Source organism: Pseudomonas sp. sp1636, from assembly GCF_030376615.1.
Taxonomy (GTDB): Bacteria; Pseudomonadota; Gammaproteobacteria; order Pseudomonadales; family Pseudomonadaceae; genus Aquipseudomonas.
The window spans coordinates 82,281-98,259 of sequence record NZ_JARRAB010000014.1 but is presented as its reverse complement, the minus strand read 5'-3'; the positions used below and the strand labels follow the sequence as shown (position 1 = coordinate 98,259).

Below are 15,979 nucleotides of genomic sequence, written 5' to 3'. Positions count from 1 at the left end.
TATGCAGAGCCAGGCGCTTGTAAAGCTCCGGATCAATGGCCGCGATGAAAGCCGATTCGCCGAGCGTCCACGCGCGCTGCGATGGCTGATGGCGACGCCGCCTAAGCCCATGCCGCGGTTTCCCGGCGCATGCGCGGGCTGGTTTACAGCCCCTGCGGCGCGAGTAGAATGGCGCCCTTTGCCGCACTCAATCCGAGCCCCATTTCATGGCCTTGCCGACGCTGCGCATCATCGCTTTCATCCTCGGCATCTTTCTGATTACCCTGGCCGTCAGCATGACCATCCCCATGCTGACGCTACTGGTCTTCGAACGCACCGATGATCTCAATGCCTTTCTCTGGTCGAGCCTGATCACCCTCGCCAGCGGCCTCGCCCTGGTGCTCTCCGGGCGCACTGTCAACGCTCAGTTGCGTCCACGCGACATGTACATGCTGACCACCATCAGCTGGCTGGTGGTGTGCATCTTCGCCGCCCTGCCGATGATGCTGATTCAGCACATCAGCTATACCGATGCCTTCTTCGAAACCATGTCGGGCATCACCACCACTGGCTCCACCGTTCTGACCGGTCTCGACAGCGCCTCGCCAGGGCTGTTGATCTGGCGTTCGCTGCTGCAGTGGCTGGGCGGTATCGGCTTTATCGGCATGGCGGTGGCGATTTTGCCGCTGCTGCGCGTCGGCGGCATGCGCCTGTTCCAGAGCGAATCGTCGGACTGGGGCGAGAAGGTCATGCCGCGCTCGCATATGGCGGCCAAGTACATCATCGCCATCTTCGTCACCCTGACCCTGGCCGGCATCCTGGCTTACTGGCTCGCCGGGATGAGCTGGTTCGATGCCATCAACCATGCGATGACCTCGATCTCCACTGGCGGTTACTCCACCTACGACGCCTCCATCGGGCATTTCGGCCCGGCGGCACACTGGGTGGCGGTCGTCTTGATGCTCTTGGGCGGCCTGCCCTTCACCCTCTTCGTCGCCACCATCCGCGGCAACCGCCGGGCCTTGGTCAAGGATCAGCAAGTGCGCGGCTTTGTCTCGATGCTGGTCTGCACCTGCCTGCTGTTCAGCCTGTGGCTGTGGACGCACTCCGACTACGCGTATCTGGATGCCTTGCGCATCGTCACCCTCAACGTGGTTTCGGTGGTCACCACTACCGGCTATGCTCTCGGCGATTACAGCCTCTGGGGCGATTTCGCCGTGATGGTGTTCTTCTATCTGACCTTCGTCGGCGGTTGCTCGGGCTCGACCTCGGGCGGCCTGAAAATCTTCCGCTTTCAGGTGGCCTATACCCTGCTACGCAGCGGTCTCAACCAACTGGTTCATCCGCGCGCGGTGATCAAGCAGCGCTACAACGGGCATAACCTCGATGAGGAGATCGTCCGTTCGATCCTTACCTTCTCTTTCTTCTTCACCATCACCATCGGCCTGATCGCCCTGGGGCTGGCACTGATTGGGCTGGACTGGACTACCGCACTGACGGCGGCAGCCACCGCAGTCTGTAATGTCGGCCCGGGGCTTGGCCCGATCATCGGGCCGGCCGGTAACTTCGCCAGCTTGCCGGATGCGGCCAAATGGCTGCTGACCCTCGGCATGCTGCTGGGTCGCCTGGAGATTCTCACCGTATTGGTTCTGGTCACCCGCGCCTTCTGGAGACACTAAACCCCGACCAGGTTGCCCGCGGCGCCTACCGGCAGCTCCATCACCTTGATTGACGACATTATTCGCCTGGAAACCCACTAGATGGCCTTGCCGACCCTACGCATCATCGCCTTCATCAACGGTATTTTCCTGATCACCCTGGCGGTGAGCATGGTGGTGCCGATGTTTACCCTGGTGATCTTTGAGCGCGCCCATGAACTCAATGCCTATCTTTGGTCGAGCCTGATCACCTTCGTCGCCGGGCTGGCCATGGTCGCGCATGGCCACCCGCAAGGCGTCGAACTGCGGCCGCGCGACATGTACATGCTGACGGTGTCGAGCTGGCTGCTGGTGTGCATCTTCGCCGCGCTACCCTTCATGCTGGCGCAACACATGAGCCTCGCCGACGCCATCTTCGAGAGCATGTCCGGCATCACCGCCACCGGCGCCACCGTGCTCAGCGGCCTGGACAGCATGTCGCCGGGTATTCTGATCTGGCGCTCGCTGCTGCACTGGCTCGGCGGCATCGGTTTCATCGCCATGGCCGTGGCGATTTTGCCGATGCTGCGCATCGGTGGCATGCGCCTGTTCCAGACCGAATCCTCGGATCGTTCGGACAAGGTCATGCCGCGCTCGCACATGGTCGCCAAATACATGATCGCCGCCTACGTGGGCATCAGCCTGCTGAGTTTCCTGGCGTTCTGGGCCGCGGGCATGGGCGTGTTCGACGCGATCAACCACACCATGTCGGCGATTGCCACCGGCGGCTTCTCCACCTCGGACAGCTCTATCGGCAAGTGGTCGCAGCCTGCGGTGCACTGGGTTTCGGTACTGGTGATGATTCTCGGCAGCCTGCCGTTCGTCCTCTATGTTTCGATGCTGCGGGGCAACTTCCAGGCGCTATTGCGCGATCAGCAGGTTCGCGGTTTCCTCGCCATCTTGCTGAGTACCTGGCTGGCGCTCGGTACCTGGTACAGCCTGACCACCGAACTGCACTGGCTGGAGGCGGTGCGCCACGTGGCGGTGAACACCACCTCGATCATGACCACCACCGGCTTTGCCCTGGGCGACTACACCCTGTGGGGCGGCTTCGCCGGCATGCTGTTCTTCTACCTGGGCTTTATCGGCGGCTGCTCCGGCTCGACCGCCGGCGGCCTGAAGATCTTCCGCTTCCAGGTCGCCTATATCCTGCTCAAGGCCAACCTGCTGCAATTGGTGCATCCGCGCGCGGTGATCAAGCAGCAATACAATCAGCACCGTCTGGACGAAGACATCGTCCGTTCGATCCTGACCTTTTCGTTTTTCTTCACCATCACCATCGCCGCGCTGGCGCTGGCCCTGACGCTCTGCGGCCTGGACTGGATCACCGCGCTCAGCGGCGCGGCCAGTACCGTGTCCGGGGTCGGCCCGGGGATGGGCCCGACCATTGGTCCGGCCGGCAACTTCTCGAGCCTACCGGACACGGCCAAGTGGCTGTTGACCGCCGGCATGCTGCTCGGCCGCCTGGAAATCCTTACCGTGCTGGTGCTGTTGATGCCCGCATTCTGGAGACACTGAGCGCAGTGCCGACGGCAGTCAGGCGATGGATCTTCTGTGCCCTATGCCGCCTACAACCGGGTACGATACTCACCCGGGTGATGTCGAACCCGCCACGGAATGTCACTGGCCCAACAGGACCGCCGTTAGACGGCGAAAAATCCCGCAGCCGCTGAACCCTCGGTACGGCCAGAGCAATACCAGGAGGCACGCCATGGCTACGCAAACCGGCGCTCGTTACACCAGCTTCGCCGAGTTCTACCCCTATTACCTGCAAGAACACAGCAACCCCATCTGCCGCCGCCTTCACTATGTCGGCAGCCTGCTGGTGCTGGCCATCCTAGCCCACGTCCTGATCACACAACAGTGGCTGTGGCTGCTGGCCATGCCATTCGCCGGTTATGGTTTCGCCTGGGTCGGCCACTTCATTTTCGAGAAGAACCGCCCGGCGACCTTTCAATACCCGTTGTACAGCTTCATGGGCGACTGGGTAATGCTCAAGGATGCTGTTAGCGCACGCATCAAATTCTGAGCCGACAGCGCTCAAGGTGCGCCGAGGTCGGCCACAAGCCGGCATATTTATCCCGTTTGGCCGCGATGCTTGGCTCGCCCCATGCTGCTTGGTTATGATCCGTGCTCTGTCGCAATCCTGGTTCGGCGCTTGCAGCGCTACTTAGACGTCCAGCAGAGACGTTGGATAATCAGCAGGGATCCTTTCCACAGCATGAATGTCACCACCCAGAACCGACTCCCCGCATTACCGGCGCCACCACTGCGCGAGTATTACTCACGCATACTGGCCTATATCGCCGTGGCCGCGAGCATCGCGGCCGGCACCTATACCCAGCATTTCGCCTACGACATTCTGTGGATGGTGCCCTATGCCCTGCTCTATCCGCATCTGGCCCACCACCTTGGCCAACGCTTCAAGCGTGACCACCCGCAAACCGCCGCCCTGGCCCTGCTGTTCATCGACGCCCTGCACTGCGGCGCAGCGCTCGCGCTGCTCGGTTTCTCGGTGGTGCCCAGCCTGATGTGCCTGCTGATCCTGGCCTACAGCTCGATGGTGGCCGGCGGCCTGCGCTACCTGAGCGTGGCCCTGCTGATCGCAGTCAGCAGCACCTTGCTCAACGCGGCGCTGATCGAGCTGAAATTCATCCCCAACACCCCGGCCCTGGTCGCCCTGGTGAGCATCGCCTTCAGCACCTTGTATATCTGCATCAGCGCTTATTTCGTGCACCAGCAAGGCTTACACCTGGATCAGGTGCGCAGCGACATCAAACGCGAACAGGAAAAAGCCGCACGCCTGGCCCGCAATCTGGCCAAATACCTGTCGCCACAGGTGTGGGAGTCGATCTTCACCGGCAAGAAGAGCGTGCGCCTGGAGACCCAGCGCAAGAAACTCACGGTGTTCTTCTCCGACATCAAGGGCTTTACCGAGCTGTCCGAGGAGCTGGAAGCCGAGGCCCTGACCGACCTGCTCAACAGCTACCTCAACGAGATGTCGAAAATCTGCCTGAAATACGGCGGCACCATCGACAAGTTCATCGGCGACAGCGTCATGGTGTTCTTCGGCGATCCGGCCAGCAAAGGCGCCAAGCAAGACGCCATGGCCGCGGTATCGATGGCCGTGGCCATGCGCAAACACATGAAAGTACTGCGCCAGCAGTGGCGCGCCCAGGGCATCACCAAGCCGTTGGAAATCCGCATGGGCCTGAACACCGGCTACTGCACGGTCGGCAACTTCGGCGCCGACACGCGCATGGACTACACCATCATCGGCCGCGACGTAAACCTCGCCAGCCGCCTGGAAAGCGCCGCCGAAGCCGGCGAGATCCTGATCTCCCACGAAACCTACTCGTTGGTCAAAGACCTCATCATGTGTCGCGACAAGGGCCAGATCAGCGTCAAGGGCTTCACCCGCCCGGTACAGATCTACCAGGTGGTGGATTTCCGCCGCGACCTGGGCGCCACCTCCAGCTATGTCGAGCATGAGTTGCCCGGCTTCTCCATGTACCTGGACACCAACGGCATCCAGAACTTCGACAAGCAACGGGTGATCCAGGCGCTGCAACAGGCGGCCGAGAAGTTGCGCGACAAGGTGATCATGTAACGCCGCCGGGCTGGCGCTCGTCGGGTAGGCTGGGCTAGCGGCGCCAAACACCGCTCGCGCAGTCGACATACCGCTCAGTGCGGCGCCTCTCGCGACACCCGCGACGCACCGCGCCCGCGCGCCTAACTCAGCCTATGAACTCTCCGCGAGCGGCCCCAGGCCCAGGCACGGCTCGCCGTCGAGCAACGACTGGCGGGCCAGAAACTCCAGCGCCGAGACCCGCCAGGATTGCTGCGCCGCCAACGCCGCGCAGCGCGCCCTATCGAGCGCCAGAGCCGCCAGGCAGGCCTCGCGCAAATCTTCGGCCAGCGCCCCGCTGACGCCCGCCTCCAGCACATCCAGCGGCCCGGGCACCGGGAAGGCCGCTACCGGCGTACCGCAGGCCAGTGCCTCGAGCATCACCAGACCATAGGTATCGGTACGCGAGGGAAACACCAGCACGCTGGCCTGGCGGTAGGCCTCGGCCAGTTCTTCGCCATGCCGATAGCCGAGAAACCTCGCCTGCGGATAACGCGCCTGCAAGGCTTCACGCAACGGACCGTCGCCGACCACCCACTTCTCGCCGGGCAGGTCGAGGGCGAGAAAAGCCTCCAGGTTCTTTTCCGCGGCGATCCGCCCGACACACAGGAACACCGGTTTGGCCGCCGCTAACAGCGGCATCTGCGGCTGAAACAAGCGCGTATCGACCCCCTTGCGCCAGAGCGCCAGGCGCTGCAGACCCCAACCGGCAAACTCCGCGCGCAGACGCTCGGTGGTCACCAGCACGGCCTGGCTCGGGCGGTGGAAAATGCGCAGGTAGGCATAGCCCCAACGCAGTGGCAGCCACGGCCAGCGGCCATGGACGTACTCGGGAAAGCGCGTATGGATGGCGCTGGAAAACGCCAAGCCACGCTTGTTCAGCCAACGCCTGGCGGCCCAACCGAGCGGCCCTTCGGTGGCCAGATGGACGCAGTCGGGCCGAAATTCGCGGATTGCCGGGCCGACCCGCCAGAGGTTCCACGCCAGCGGAATCTCCGGGTAGCTCGGGCACGGCAAACGGCGAAAATCCGGCGGCGACAGCAGCTTGACCTGATGGCCCAGGCCGCGCAGTTCGCCGACCAGAGCCTGCAAGCTGGTAACCACACCGTTGACCTGCGGCAACCAGGCATCCGAGACGATCAGTAGCCTCATGCCGGCGGCTCGACTGCGGCCAGCGGCTCGACCTGCAACTGCGCCTGCCGAGCCTGGTCGTCGGCCAGCCGATACAGCTCGATGCGCCCGTCCAGGTGTTCGATCAAGGCCGTGCAGGACTCGACCCAGTCGCCGCAGTTCATGTATTCCACCTCGCCCATCGGGCGGATCTCGGCGTGGTGGATATGCCCGCAGACCACGCCATTGAAGCCACGCTTGAGGCATTCGTGGACGATCGCCTGCTCGAAGTCGCTGATAAAGTTCACCGCCCCCTTGACCTTGTGCTTGAGGTAGGCCGACAGCGACCAGTAACCGTAGCCGTAGCGACTGCGCCAATGATTGAGCCAGCGGTTGAGGGTCAGGGTCAATTCGTAGGCCGAGTCGCCGAGAAAGGCCAGCCAGCGGTGGTAGCGGGTGATCACATCGAACTGGTCGCCGTGGATCACCAGCAACCGGCGGCCGTCGGCGGTGATGTGCTCGGCCTCGTCGACCAACTGGATATTGCCCAGCAGCAGCGCCGAATAACGGCGCAGGAACTCGTCGTGGTTGCCGGTGATGTAAACCACCTCGGTGCCGCGCTTGCTCATGGTCAGCAGGCGGCGGATCACGTTGCTATGCGCCTGCGGCCAGTAGATGCCGCCGCGCAGCTTCCAGCCGTCGATGATGTCGCCGACCAGGTAAATCCGCTCGGTTTGATAGCGTTTGAGGAATGCCGCCAGGTGTTCGGCCTGGCAATCGCGGGTGCCCAGGTGGACATCGGAAATCCACAGGGTGCGGACTCGTTGCTTGCGACTCGGTGTGACGAGCTGGGCGCTGGTCATGGGCGGCTTCCGGCTGAATTTTGAGCAGTTTGCCCAGCGGCGGTGAAACGACTGTGACGAGGCCATGGCAGTTCGATGACAGCAAGCCGTCACGGCCCTGCGCAACGGCCTGCTAAACTGGCGGCCTGTCACGAGGAACCGGCCATGCCTTCGCTGCTCTCTTTGCGTCACTACAGCCATGAACTGCTCAACCACAGCCATGCCCATGCGCAGCTGGTCTTCGGCCTGAGCGGGCAACTGGACTTCGAAGTGGCCGGGCTGGGCAGCCAGGTGATCCGCCAGACCCTCGCCGTGGTGCCGACGGCGGCGCAGCATGCCTGTGGCAGCAGCAGCGGCAGCCAGTGCCTGGTGCTCGACGTGCCCTCGGAACTCTGGCTGCAACAGCACCTGGGCATGCATGCCGATGCCAGCCGCCACCTGCTCGAACACCCCGGTACCCTGAGTCTCGACCCGGCGCAAAGCCAGCTGGTCAGTTGGCTGGCGGCCAGCCCGATCGATGACCCGGTGATCGCCCGGCAAGGCGCCGCCCTGTTGCTCGCCAGCCTGACCTGCGAGCGCGTCGCGCTGCCCGACGGGCAAGGCCTGCCGCTGGCCGCCCTGGATGCGCACATCGACCGGCATGCCGCCCATCCGCTGCAGGTTGGCGACCTGGCGCGGCTGGCCGGCTTGTCGGCGGCGCGCTTCCATGCGCGCTTTCTCGACGAAACCGGACAGACGCCCATGGCCTATGTGCGCAGCCGGCGCCTGCACCTGGGCCGCCAGTTGCTGTGCACCAGCCGGCTGGCGGTCGGCGAGATCGCCGCGCGGGTCGGCTACAGTTCGCAAAGTGCCTTTAGCGCGGCGCTCTTGCGCCAGTTCGGCTGCACCCCGCGCGCATTGCGCCGGCGCCACGAGTAACGCGACAAAGGCCGCGACTCCCGCGACAGACAGGGCCCGCTTCTCTCCCTAGACTTGCTGGCACTGGATAGGGAGACGTTATGCAGCAGATCGAATGGGCAGACTTTCAACGGGTGGAATTGCGTGTGGGCACAGTGCTCTGCGCCGAGCCGAACGCCAAGGCCCGCAAGCCGGCCTACGTACTGCGGGTCGACCTCGGCGAGCTCGGGGTGAAAACCTCCAGCGCGCAACTCACCGAGCACTACCCATGCGCCGAGCTGGTCGGCCGCCAGGTACTCTGCGTGTGTAATTTCGCCCCCAAGCGCATCGCCGGGATCCGCTCCGAGGTGCTGGTCACCGGCGTCTATGACGCGAACGACAAGGTGGTATTGGCCAGCTTCGACAAACCGCTGCCCAATGGGGCGCGCCTGGCATGACCGAGCGCAAGGCACTGCTGGCGATTCACCTCGGCGCCCTGCTGTTCGGCCTGTCGGGGATCTTCGGCAAACTGGCCAATACCCTGCCCATGGCCATCGTCGGCGGCCGGGCGATTTTCGCCGTCGTCGCCCTGGCCCTGTTCGCCCGCCTCCTCAGCCAGGAGCACAGCCAACGGCCAAACGCCCGTCAGCTGGCCATGCTGGTACTCGGCGGCTTGTTGCTCGGCAGCCATTGGCTGACCTTCTTCGAGGCGGTGACGGTTTCCGGGGTGGCCATCGCCACCCTCGGCTTCGCCAGCTTCCCGGCGTTTACCGTATTGCTCGAAGGCCTGCTGTTTCGCGAACGCACGCGACCCGGCGAATTCGCCATGGTCGCCGTGGTCTGCCTGGGGTTGATCCTGGTCACGCCGAATTTCGACCTCGGCAATCAGGCCACGGTCGGGCTGCTCTGGGCGGTGTTGTCGGGCTTGCTGTTCGCCCTGCTGTCGCTGCTCAATCGCGCCAGCACCCGCGGCCTGGATCCGGTGCAGGCGGCGCTGTGCCAGAACCTCACGGTGCTGCTGTGCTTCCTGCCCTTGGCCTGGCCCCTGCTGCCCGGCCTGCGGTTGCTCGACTGGTTCTGGCTGGCCCTGCTCGGGGTGTTCTGTACCGGTTTGGCGCACAGCCTGTTCGTCGCCAGCCTGCGCGTGATCAAGGCGCGCAGCGCGGCGGTGATCTTCGCCCTGGAGCCGGTCTACGGCATCGCCCTCGCCTGGTGGCTGTTCAACGAGGTACCGACCCTGCGCATGCTGCTCGGCGGCACGTTGATCATCCTGGCGATTTTCTGCTCGGCGCGCATGGCGCGCTGAGCAGCCGGCTGGCGCAGGGATCAACCTCGCCCGCCGCAGCACCTCGAGCTGGATTACGCCGGCTTGCCCTTGGCGCGCATCCTGTCGGCCATGTCGGTCATTTCGTCATAGAGCAATTGCGGGTTGTTCTGCTTCAACGCCCAGGCCATGCGGCCCTGCTCATGGGGCAGAATCAGGAACTCGCCCTTGGCCATCTCGTCATAGATATAGGCGGCGATGTCCGCGGCGCTGATCGGCGAGCTTTCCAGCAGCTTGCCGACCTGGGCCTTCATCGCTGGCGTCGGGCCACGGAAGGAATCGAGCAGGTTGGTCTGGAAGAACGACGGGCAGACCACGTGCACCCCAACTTGCTGTTGTTTCAGTTCGATCAGCAGGCTCTCCGACAGCGCCACTACACCGGCCTTGGCCACGTTGTAATTGCTCATCGCCGGGCCCTGCATCAAGGCCGCCATCGAGGCGATGTTGACGATCCGGCCCTTGCTGCGTTCGAGCAACGGCAGGAACGCCTTGCAGCCCTTGACCACGCCCATCAGGTTGATCGCGATCTGCCAGTCCCAATCCTCCAGCGACAATTCACTGAAGAAGCCGCCCGAGGCCACACCGGCGTTATTGACGATTACATCGATGCCGCCGAACTTTTCCTCGCAGGCCTGCGCCAAAGCGGTCAGCTGGCTGTAGTCGCGCACGTCGCAACGCTGGGTGAAACCCTCGCCGCCGGCGGCGCGGATCAATTGCAGGGTCTCGCCCAGACCCGCCTCGTTGACATCGGCAAGCGCCAGGCGCCAGCCCTCGCGCGCCCAGCGCAGGGCGATTTCACGACCCAAGCCCGAACCTGCGCCGGTAATCATCATGCGGTTTTGCATATGGAAGCCGCCTTGTTGTGCGATGGAAGACCGGGCGCAGTGTAGCCAAGGAAATATTCCGCCCCACGTACCATCATGTTGCTGAATGACCAAGGCAAACCGCTGTCACTGGCAGACCGGCTAACGGCTGCGCCAACGCCAGAGCAAAAAGCCATAAACCAGCAGGTTCGGCAACAGCAGCAACGCGGCCAACCACAGCTGGATAAAGGGCGTGAGCCCGCTCGGATAGAGGATCGGCAGCAGATAGTGCTGGATAAAGCCGGTGCTGTAACCCGCTTGCCCTGCGCCTTGACGCAAAGCGTTCTCCAGTGGCGTCAGCGGGCACAGCAGCTGTAGCGACTCGACCGCCACCGCCCAGAGCACAGCAGGCAGATGCAGCCAGGCAAGCCAACGCCAGCGCAACACCGGCAAACCACCGAGTAGCGCGAACGCAATGAACAGCAGATGCAGCAGCAACACGGCATCCGCGGCCAGACGCAGGAGCATGGCCTCACCTCGCCTTTAACGCCTTGAACGTACTCTAGGATAACCGCCCGCGACGCAACCACCGAGCAGCAGCCAGGACGCCATGCCGCTACTGGCGAGATAAAAAAACCGCGTCCCTAAGGCCGCGGTTCTTTAGTACTGCGTCTGCCGATCAGGCCTTGTGGCGCAGCTTCTCCGGGTTGATCAGGAAGCGTGCCAGTGCCGGCAGCAGCCAGATCGCGCCGATCATGTTCCAGAGGAACATGAAGGTCAGCATCAGGCCCATGTCGGCCTGGAACTTGATCGCCGAGAAGATCCAGGTCGCCACGCCGATCGCCAGGCATACGCCGGTAAACAGCACGGCCTTACCGGTCGACTTGAGGGTCTCGTAGTAGGCCTCCTGCAACGACAGCCCCTGGCGCAGGTAGGTCTCCATGCGGCTGTAGATATAGATGCCGTAGTCGACACCGATGCCCACACCCAAGGCAATCACCGGCAGGGTGGCCACCTTCACGCCGATGCCCATATAAGCCATCAGGGCGTTACCCAGCACCGAAGTCAACACCAGCGGCAGAATCACACAAAGGGTCGCCGCAATGGAACGGAAGGTCAGCAGGCACATGATGCTCACGGCGGCATAGACCGCCACCAGCATGGTGGTCTCCGACGCGGCGATCACTTCGTTGGTGGCCGCTTCGATACCCGCGTTACCGGCGGCCAGGATGAACTCCAGGCCTTCCCTGTTGGTTTCCTTGGCGAAACCTTCGACGACCGCGACCGCCCGCTCCAGGGTTTCCGCCTTGTGATCGTTGAGGAACACCAGCACCGGCGCCACCGAACAATCGGAGTTGTACAGACCGTCGGCGCGGGCAATCGAGTTGTTCAGCACGTCCTGGTTACGCGACAAGGTTTCCCATTTCAGGTTGCCCTCGTTCATGCCCTTGATCACCTGACGCGACACCGTGACCATGGAAATGGCCGACTGCACGCCCTCGGTGTTCTCCATCTTCCACGTCAGCTCGTCCATGGCCGACAGCGCCGGGTAGGTCGAGCAACCTTCCGTCTTGGTCTTGACCATCACCACCAGCACATCGGAGCTGGTCGAGTAGTTGTGGATGACGAAATCGTTGTCCAGGTTGTAGCGCGAGTCCGGATGCAGCTCCGGCGCGCCCTGGTCGAGGTCGCCGATCTTCAGGTTCTGGCCATACCAGACGCCACCGGCCAGGGCCACCATGGCAACCAGCACGGACACCGGCGCCACCATCGGATGGGCGAAGTTGGAAAGCAGACGCCAGAGCGGGTGATCCTTGGCCGCCTCTTCACGGCTGATCTTGACCGCCTTCTTGCTGATGCCGATATAGGAAATCATCACCGGCAGCAGGATCAGGTTGGTCAGGATAATCACCGCCACCCCCATCGACGCACCGATGGCCAGTTCACGGATCACGCCGATATCGATCAGCAGCAGGGTAATGAAGCCGACCGCATCCGACAGCAAGGCGACCAAGCCGGGAATGAACAGTTGGCGGAACGCCATGCGCGCGGCAGACAACGGACTCGTCGCCTCCCCCGAGGCCATGGCGATACCGTTGATTTTCTGCACCCCATGGGAGATGCCGATGGCGAACACCAGAAACGGTACCAGCATCGAATAGGGATCCAGGCCGAAGCCCAGGGTGTGCAGCAAGCCGAGCTGCCAGACCACCGCGATCAGGGTGGTGATGACCACCGCCAGGGTGCTCTTGAAGCAATGGGTGAACCACAGCAGCAGGGCGAAGGTGATGCCGATGGCCACGGCAAAGAACAAGGCCACACCGACCAGACCATCGATCAGATCGCCAACTTTCTTGGCGAAGCCGATGATGTGCACCTTCACGTTAGGGTTTTGTGCCTGGTACTTCTCGCGAATCTTCTCTTCCAGCTCGTGGGAGAATTTCTGGTAGTTCAGCGGAATCAGCTCGCCCTGGTTCTCGGGATTCGGGTAGGACTCCAGCAGCGGCACATCGACGATGCTCGATTTGAAGTTGTTGGCCACCAGCCGGCCGACCTGCCCGGACTTGAGGATATTGCTGCGCAAATCCTCCAGGCTGTCGCTGGAACCGTCGTAGGTCTGCGGAATCACTTCGCCGCCGGCGAAGCCCTCTTCCGTCACCTCGGTCCAGCGCACGCTCGGGCTCCACAGCGATTTCAGCCCGGAACGATCGACACCGGGAATGTAGAACACTTCGTCGCTGATCTGACGCAGGGTCTCCATGTACTCCTTGGTGAAGATGTCGCCATCGACCGCTTCCACCGAGATGCGCACGGTGTTGCCCAGGTTCGCCAGGTCATTGCGATGCTCGAGCATCTTCTGGATATAGGGATGGCCCAGCGGGATCATCTTCTCGAAACTGGTTTGTGGGCGCACCTGGGCAGCCTGATAGAACAGAAAAACACTGATCAGCAGGCACAGTACAATCACCGCCGGACGGTTATTGAAGATCAACCGCTCGAGGACAGACGCAGGTTGTTGTTGATGCTTACTCATGCAAACTCTCCCGGCTTATTATTGTTGGCCCAGATCGGCGCCAGTCGGCGCAGCGACGAGGACGCCGCCCTGCCCCACCAGAATCAGGTTGCCGTTATCCAGTGCAGTGACGCCCGCTAGCGAGAGCCGGTCGACGCGATTGAGCAAACTGAAGGTTCGCCCGTCATCGCTGCTTTTCAACACGGTGCCGCCATGCCCAACGACCACGATCGAGCCGTCGGCAAGTTGGTTGCCATCGGCCAGGCCGAACTCCAGCGGACCGTTATTCGGGGTATTCAGCTCGATCTGCTGCCAGCTATCGCCGAAATCGCTGGAGCGGAACATATGGCCGCGCAGACCATAAACCAACAAGCTGCCGGTTTCGCTGGTGCCAAGAGCGCCGAACAGTGAGCCCTCGTAGGGCCCCTGAATGGTTTCCCAGGTTTGCCCCCAATCGGCCGAGCGGAACATGCCACCCAGTTCGCCGACGACGAACAGGCCGGCATCCTTGACCGCGACTATGGCATTGAGGTGGTAACCGTCTTCGCTGTCGAGGCGGTCACCGACATCTTCCCAGTTCTTGCCGCCATCGGTCGTCGCGTACAACGCACCATAGGCGCCGACGACGAAACCATTGTTCAGATCCTTGAACCAGACATCCAGGAAAGGCGAACCGGCCTCGCGCTCCTGATCCTCGAACTGTTTGACCCAGGTAGCGCCGCCATCGTTACTGGCGAGAATTTGTGCGTCGTGGCCAACCGCCCAGCCATGCTGGTCATCGACAAAGAACACCGCGGTAAGCATCTGCCGGGTCGGCACCTTGGCCTGAGTCCAGCTGACGGCATTGTCGTCGGAGTAGAGGATATGCCCACGGTCGCCAACAGCCACCAGGCGCTGGCCGACGCGGGTAACGTCCAACAGCAGTTTTTTCACTGCGCTGGGCGATTCGATCGAGTAACGAACGGCTGAATCGGCGGCGGTTTGCGCCTGCAATGGCGCGGCAGCAAAAAGCACAACGGACAGCACACTGCAGAGCGAGAGCGCTTTAGCCAGCGGCGAGTAGAAGCGCAACGCCGGTGCATTGAACAGACCGGCCCGGGTGCGCCGCGTGACGGGCTCACTCATATACCTTCTCCCTTGTTGTTATCGATGGCACTGCTTTTTAGCAGACCGCTTATGCTAGCGAGCTTTAGAAAGGCCTGACAATCGACGTGACGTTATGTTTTGTTAAGGCCGCCAACTGCTTGCGCCTGTTTCTGCCGGCAAAATAGAAAAGGCCGCTACGACTGTAGCGGCCTTTCAGCGACTCTACGCCCGAATCAACGCGTACCGCGACGACGCAGGGCAGCCGGCTTGAAGTAGCCATCGTCCGGAACCGGCTGGCTGAAGTCGATAGTGCTCGACTCTTCGTTATCCAGGTTCTGCACGTGGTAACGACGGGCCTGCAGATCGTGGAAGCTATCCAGCGCAGACCAGGTGGTCGGCAGATCGTAGTAGTTCTTCAGGTAAGCCAGGGATACACGCCACAGCTCGCCACGACCGTCGTACTGGTCAACCACCGCAGCTTGCCAGCTATCCTCGTCGAGGAACAGGGTACGCTTGGAGTAGATGTGACGAGCACCGGACTTCAGCGTGCCCTCGACCACCCACACGCGGTGAAGCTCGTTGCGGGTGAAGGCCGGATTCAGGTGACCCACTTGCAGCAGGTTCTCGTACTTGACTTCCGGGCTGGTGACTTTATAGCTGTTGTAAGGAATGTAGATTTCCTTCTTGCCCACCAGCTTCCAGTCGTAGCGATCGGGCGAACCGTTGATCATGTCGGTGTCGTCGGCGGTACGCAGGCCATCGGCGGCAGCGATCGGCGTGTCATACGCCAGGTTCGGCGCGCGGCGCACGCGGCGCTGACCGGCGCTATAACCCCAGGCCTGACGCGGCTCTTTCACCTGATCCAGGGTCTCATGCACCAGCACCGCACCACCGGCCAGACGCGCCGGGCTCTTGGTGAACGACAGGTAGTAGAACATGACGTTGTTCAGGTCGGCAGCCGTGCCTTTGGGGTTGTAGAACTTGAACAGCGCTTCCTGCTGCGAGGTCACCAGGGAGTAGCTGCCATTGCGCTGCACGGCCACTTCCGAAGCGCGGCGCACGATATAGCTACCACGGTAACGGGCAATGTGGTTCCACAGCGCCTCTACACCATTTTGTGGGATCGGAAACGGGATGCCGCCATAGGCGTCGGTGAAACCGTTACCGCCATCCAGCAACTTGGCCGTGCTGGCGTTCTTGATGCTGTTGTCATACACCCACTGCGGCGCAGAGCCGGAGCGACGGGTCTGGTATACCGGCATCTGATAGGTGTTGGGATAGGTGTTGAACATGGCAATCTGACCCGGAGTCAAGTTGTCCTTGTACTGCTCCAGATTGGCCTTGGTGATGGTAAACAGCGGCTTGTCGGCGGCGAATGGATCCACATGATGCTGACCCGCAGCTGTATAGCCGGCCGGCGCCTTAGTGATGCCACCGGTCCACTCGGGAATGGTACCGGCCGCGTTAGCGGCCTTCTCGGCACCGAAAGGGGTGAGGCTTGCGCCCAACTTGGCGGCATCCTGCGGCGAAACCGCGGCCAGCGCGCTACCAGCAGACAGCGCCAGCGCAATAGCGGCCCCCATCAGCGTGTGCTTTTTCAGCATCTTGATTCTCCGTGATA

Annotated in this window: 14 protein-coding genes; 7 read left to right on the top strand and 7 right to left on the bottom strand. The window is 62.5% G+C overall.

Annotated elements, in window-relative coordinates; genetic code table 11:
- Positions 1-206 precede the first annotated feature (206 nt).
- From P8H27_RS14900 to P8H27_RS14885, 4 genes are all read left to right on the top strand, one after another.
- Positions 207-1,658, top strand: coding sequence for a TrkH family potassium uptake protein (locus tag P8H27_RS14900; RefSeq protein ID WP_289638343.1), 1,452 nt, complete (start codon positions 207-209; stop codon positions 1,656-1,658).
- A gap of 81 nt (positions 1,659-1,739) precedes the next feature.
- A complete protein-coding gene (locus P8H27_RS14895; RefSeq protein ID WP_289638342.1) occupies positions 1,740-3,194 on the top strand; it encodes a TrkH family potassium uptake protein in 1,455 nt (484 codons plus the stop codon).
- A gap of 193 nt (positions 3,195-3,387) precedes the next feature.
- Positions 3,388-3,705, top strand: a complete 318-nt coding sequence (locus P8H27_RS14890; protein ID WP_289638341.1) for an Mpo1-like protein — start codon at positions 3,388-3,390, stop codon at positions 3,703-3,705.
- Between the two features lie 192 nt (positions 3,706-3,897).
- Positions 3,898-5,286 (top strand): adenylate/guanylate cyclase domain-containing protein, encoded by a 1,389-nt coding sequence (locus P8H27_RS14885; RefSeq protein WP_289638340.1) that lies wholly within the window; start codon positions 3,898-3,900, stop codon positions 5,284-5,286.
- 132 nt (positions 5,287-5,418) lie between these two features.
- On the opposite strand, the gene P8H27_RS14880 is transcribed toward P8H27_RS14885, so the two are convergent.
- A complete protein-coding gene (locus tag P8H27_RS14880; RefSeq protein WP_289638339.1) occupies positions 5,419-6,456 on the bottom strand; it encodes a glycosyltransferase family 1 protein in 1,038 nt (345 codons plus the stop codon).
- Positions 6,453-7,277: a UDP-2,3-diacylglucosamine diphosphatase gene (locus tag P8H27_RS14875; protein ID WP_289638338.1), complete on the bottom strand. Its 825-nt coding sequence runs from the start codon at positions 7,275-7,277 to the stop codon at positions 6,453-6,455. The genes P8H27_RS14880 and P8H27_RS14875 overlap by 4 nt, the downstream gene beginning before the upstream one ends.
- Before the next feature lie 144 nt (positions 7,278-7,421).
- Between P8H27_RS14875 and P8H27_RS14870 the strand changes: the two genes are divergently transcribed.
- From P8H27_RS14870 to P8H27_RS14860, 3 genes are all read left to right on the top strand, one after another.
- A complete protein-coding gene (locus tag P8H27_RS14870) occupies positions 7,422-8,174 on the top strand; it encodes an AraC family transcriptional regulator (RefSeq protein ID WP_289638337.1) in 753 nt (250 codons plus the stop codon).
- An 80-nt stretch (positions 8,175-8,254) separates the two neighbouring features.
- Positions 8,255-8,590 carry a tRNA-binding protein gene (locus P8H27_RS14865; RefSeq protein ID WP_289638336.1) on the top strand — a complete coding sequence of 112 codons (336 nt, stop codon included), beginning with the start codon at positions 8,255-8,257 and terminating at the stop codon, positions 8,588-8,590.
- Positions 8,587-9,438 carry a DMT family transporter gene (locus P8H27_RS14860; protein WP_289638335.1) on the top strand — a complete coding sequence of 284 codons (852 nt, stop codon included), beginning with the start codon at positions 8,587-8,589 and terminating at the stop codon, positions 9,436-9,438. Before P8H27_RS14865 ends, P8H27_RS14860 begins: the two co-directional genes overlap by 4 nt.
- A 53-nt stretch (positions 9,439-9,491) precedes the next feature.
- Here P8H27_RS14860 and P8H27_RS14855 read toward each other — a convergent pair whose 3' ends face one another.
- The 5 genes from P8H27_RS14855 to P8H27_RS14835 form a co-directional block, all read right to left on the bottom strand.
- Positions 9,492-10,301, bottom strand: coding sequence for an SDR family oxidoreductase (locus P8H27_RS14855; RefSeq protein WP_289638334.1), 810 nt, complete (start codon positions 10,299-10,301; stop codon positions 9,492-9,494).
- Between the two features lie 120 nt (positions 10,302-10,421).
- Positions 10,422-10,787, bottom strand: coding sequence for a DUF2784 domain-containing protein (locus tag P8H27_RS14850; RefSeq protein ID WP_289638333.1), 366 nt, complete (start codon positions 10,785-10,787; stop codon positions 10,422-10,424).
- Between the two features lie 151 nt (positions 10,788-10,938).
- Positions 10,939-13,293, bottom strand: coding sequence for an RND family transporter (locus P8H27_RS14845; RefSeq protein ID WP_289638332.1), 2,355 nt, complete (start codon positions 13,291-13,293; stop codon positions 10,939-10,941).
- Positions 13,294-13,311: 18 nt separating this feature from the next.
- The gene (locus tag P8H27_RS14840) at positions 13,312-14,397 is read right to left on the bottom strand and encodes a YCF48-related protein (protein ID WP_289638331.1); all 1,086 of its coding nucleotides are present in this window, start codon (positions 14,395-14,397) and stop codon (positions 13,312-13,314) included.
- Between the two features lie 194 nt (positions 14,398-14,591).
- Positions 14,592-15,962 (bottom strand): DUF1329 domain-containing protein, encoded by a 1,371-nt coding sequence (locus tag P8H27_RS14835; protein WP_289638330.1) that lies wholly within the window; start codon positions 15,960-15,962, stop codon positions 14,592-14,594.
- Between the last annotated feature and the right edge of the window lie 17 nt (positions 15,963-15,979).

Coding starts and splice junctions, on each gene's coding strand:
- P8H27_RS14855 (WP_289638334.1), bottom strand. CDS start 10,301: ATGCAAAACCGCATGATGATTACCGGCGCAGGTTCGGGCTTGGGTCGT.
- P8H27_RS14885 (WP_289638340.1), top strand. CDS start 3,898: ATGAATGTCACCACCCAGAACCGACTCCCCGCATTACCGGCGCCACCA.
- P8H27_RS14835 (WP_289638330.1), bottom strand. CDS start 15,962: ATGCTGAAAAAGCACACGCTGATGGGGGCCGCTATTGCGCTGGCGCTG.
- P8H27_RS14900 (WP_289638343.1), top strand. CDS start 207: ATGGCCTTGCCGACGCTGCGCATCATCGCTTTCATCCTCGGCATCTTT.
- P8H27_RS14840 (WP_289638331.1), bottom strand. CDS start 14,397: ATGAGTGAGCCCGTCACGCGGCGCACCCGGGCCGGTCTGTTCAATGCA.
- P8H27_RS14870 (WP_289638337.1), top strand. CDS start 7,422: ATGCCTTCGCTGCTCTCTTTGCGTCACTACAGCCATGAACTGCTCAAC.
- P8H27_RS14860 (WP_289638335.1), top strand. CDS start 8,587: ATGACCGAGCGCAAGGCACTGCTGGCGATTCACCTCGGCGCCCTGCTG.
- P8H27_RS14890 (WP_289638341.1), top strand. CDS start 3,388: ATGGCTACGCAAACCGGCGCTCGTTACACCAGCTTCGCCGAGTTCTAC.
- P8H27_RS14880 (WP_289638339.1), bottom strand. CDS start 6,456: ATGAGGCTACTGATCGTCTCGGATGCCTGGTTGCCGCAGGTCAACGGT.
- P8H27_RS14895 (WP_289638342.1), top strand. CDS start 1,740: ATGGCCTTGCCGACCCTACGCATCATCGCCTTCATCAACGGTATTTTC.
- P8H27_RS14845 (WP_289638332.1), bottom strand. CDS start 13,293: ATGAGTAAGCATCAACAACAACCTGCGTCTGTCCTCGAGCGGTTGATC.
- P8H27_RS14875 (WP_289638338.1), bottom strand. CDS start 7,277: ATGACCAGCGCCCAGCTCGTCACACCGAGTCGCAAGCAACGAGTCCGC.
- P8H27_RS14850 (WP_289638333.1), bottom strand. CDS start 10,787: ATGCTCCTGCGTCTGGCCGCGGATGCCGTGTTGCTGCTGCATCTGCTG.
- P8H27_RS14865 (WP_289638336.1), top strand. CDS start 8,255: ATGCAGCAGATCGAATGGGCAGACTTTCAACGGGTGGAATTGCGTGTG.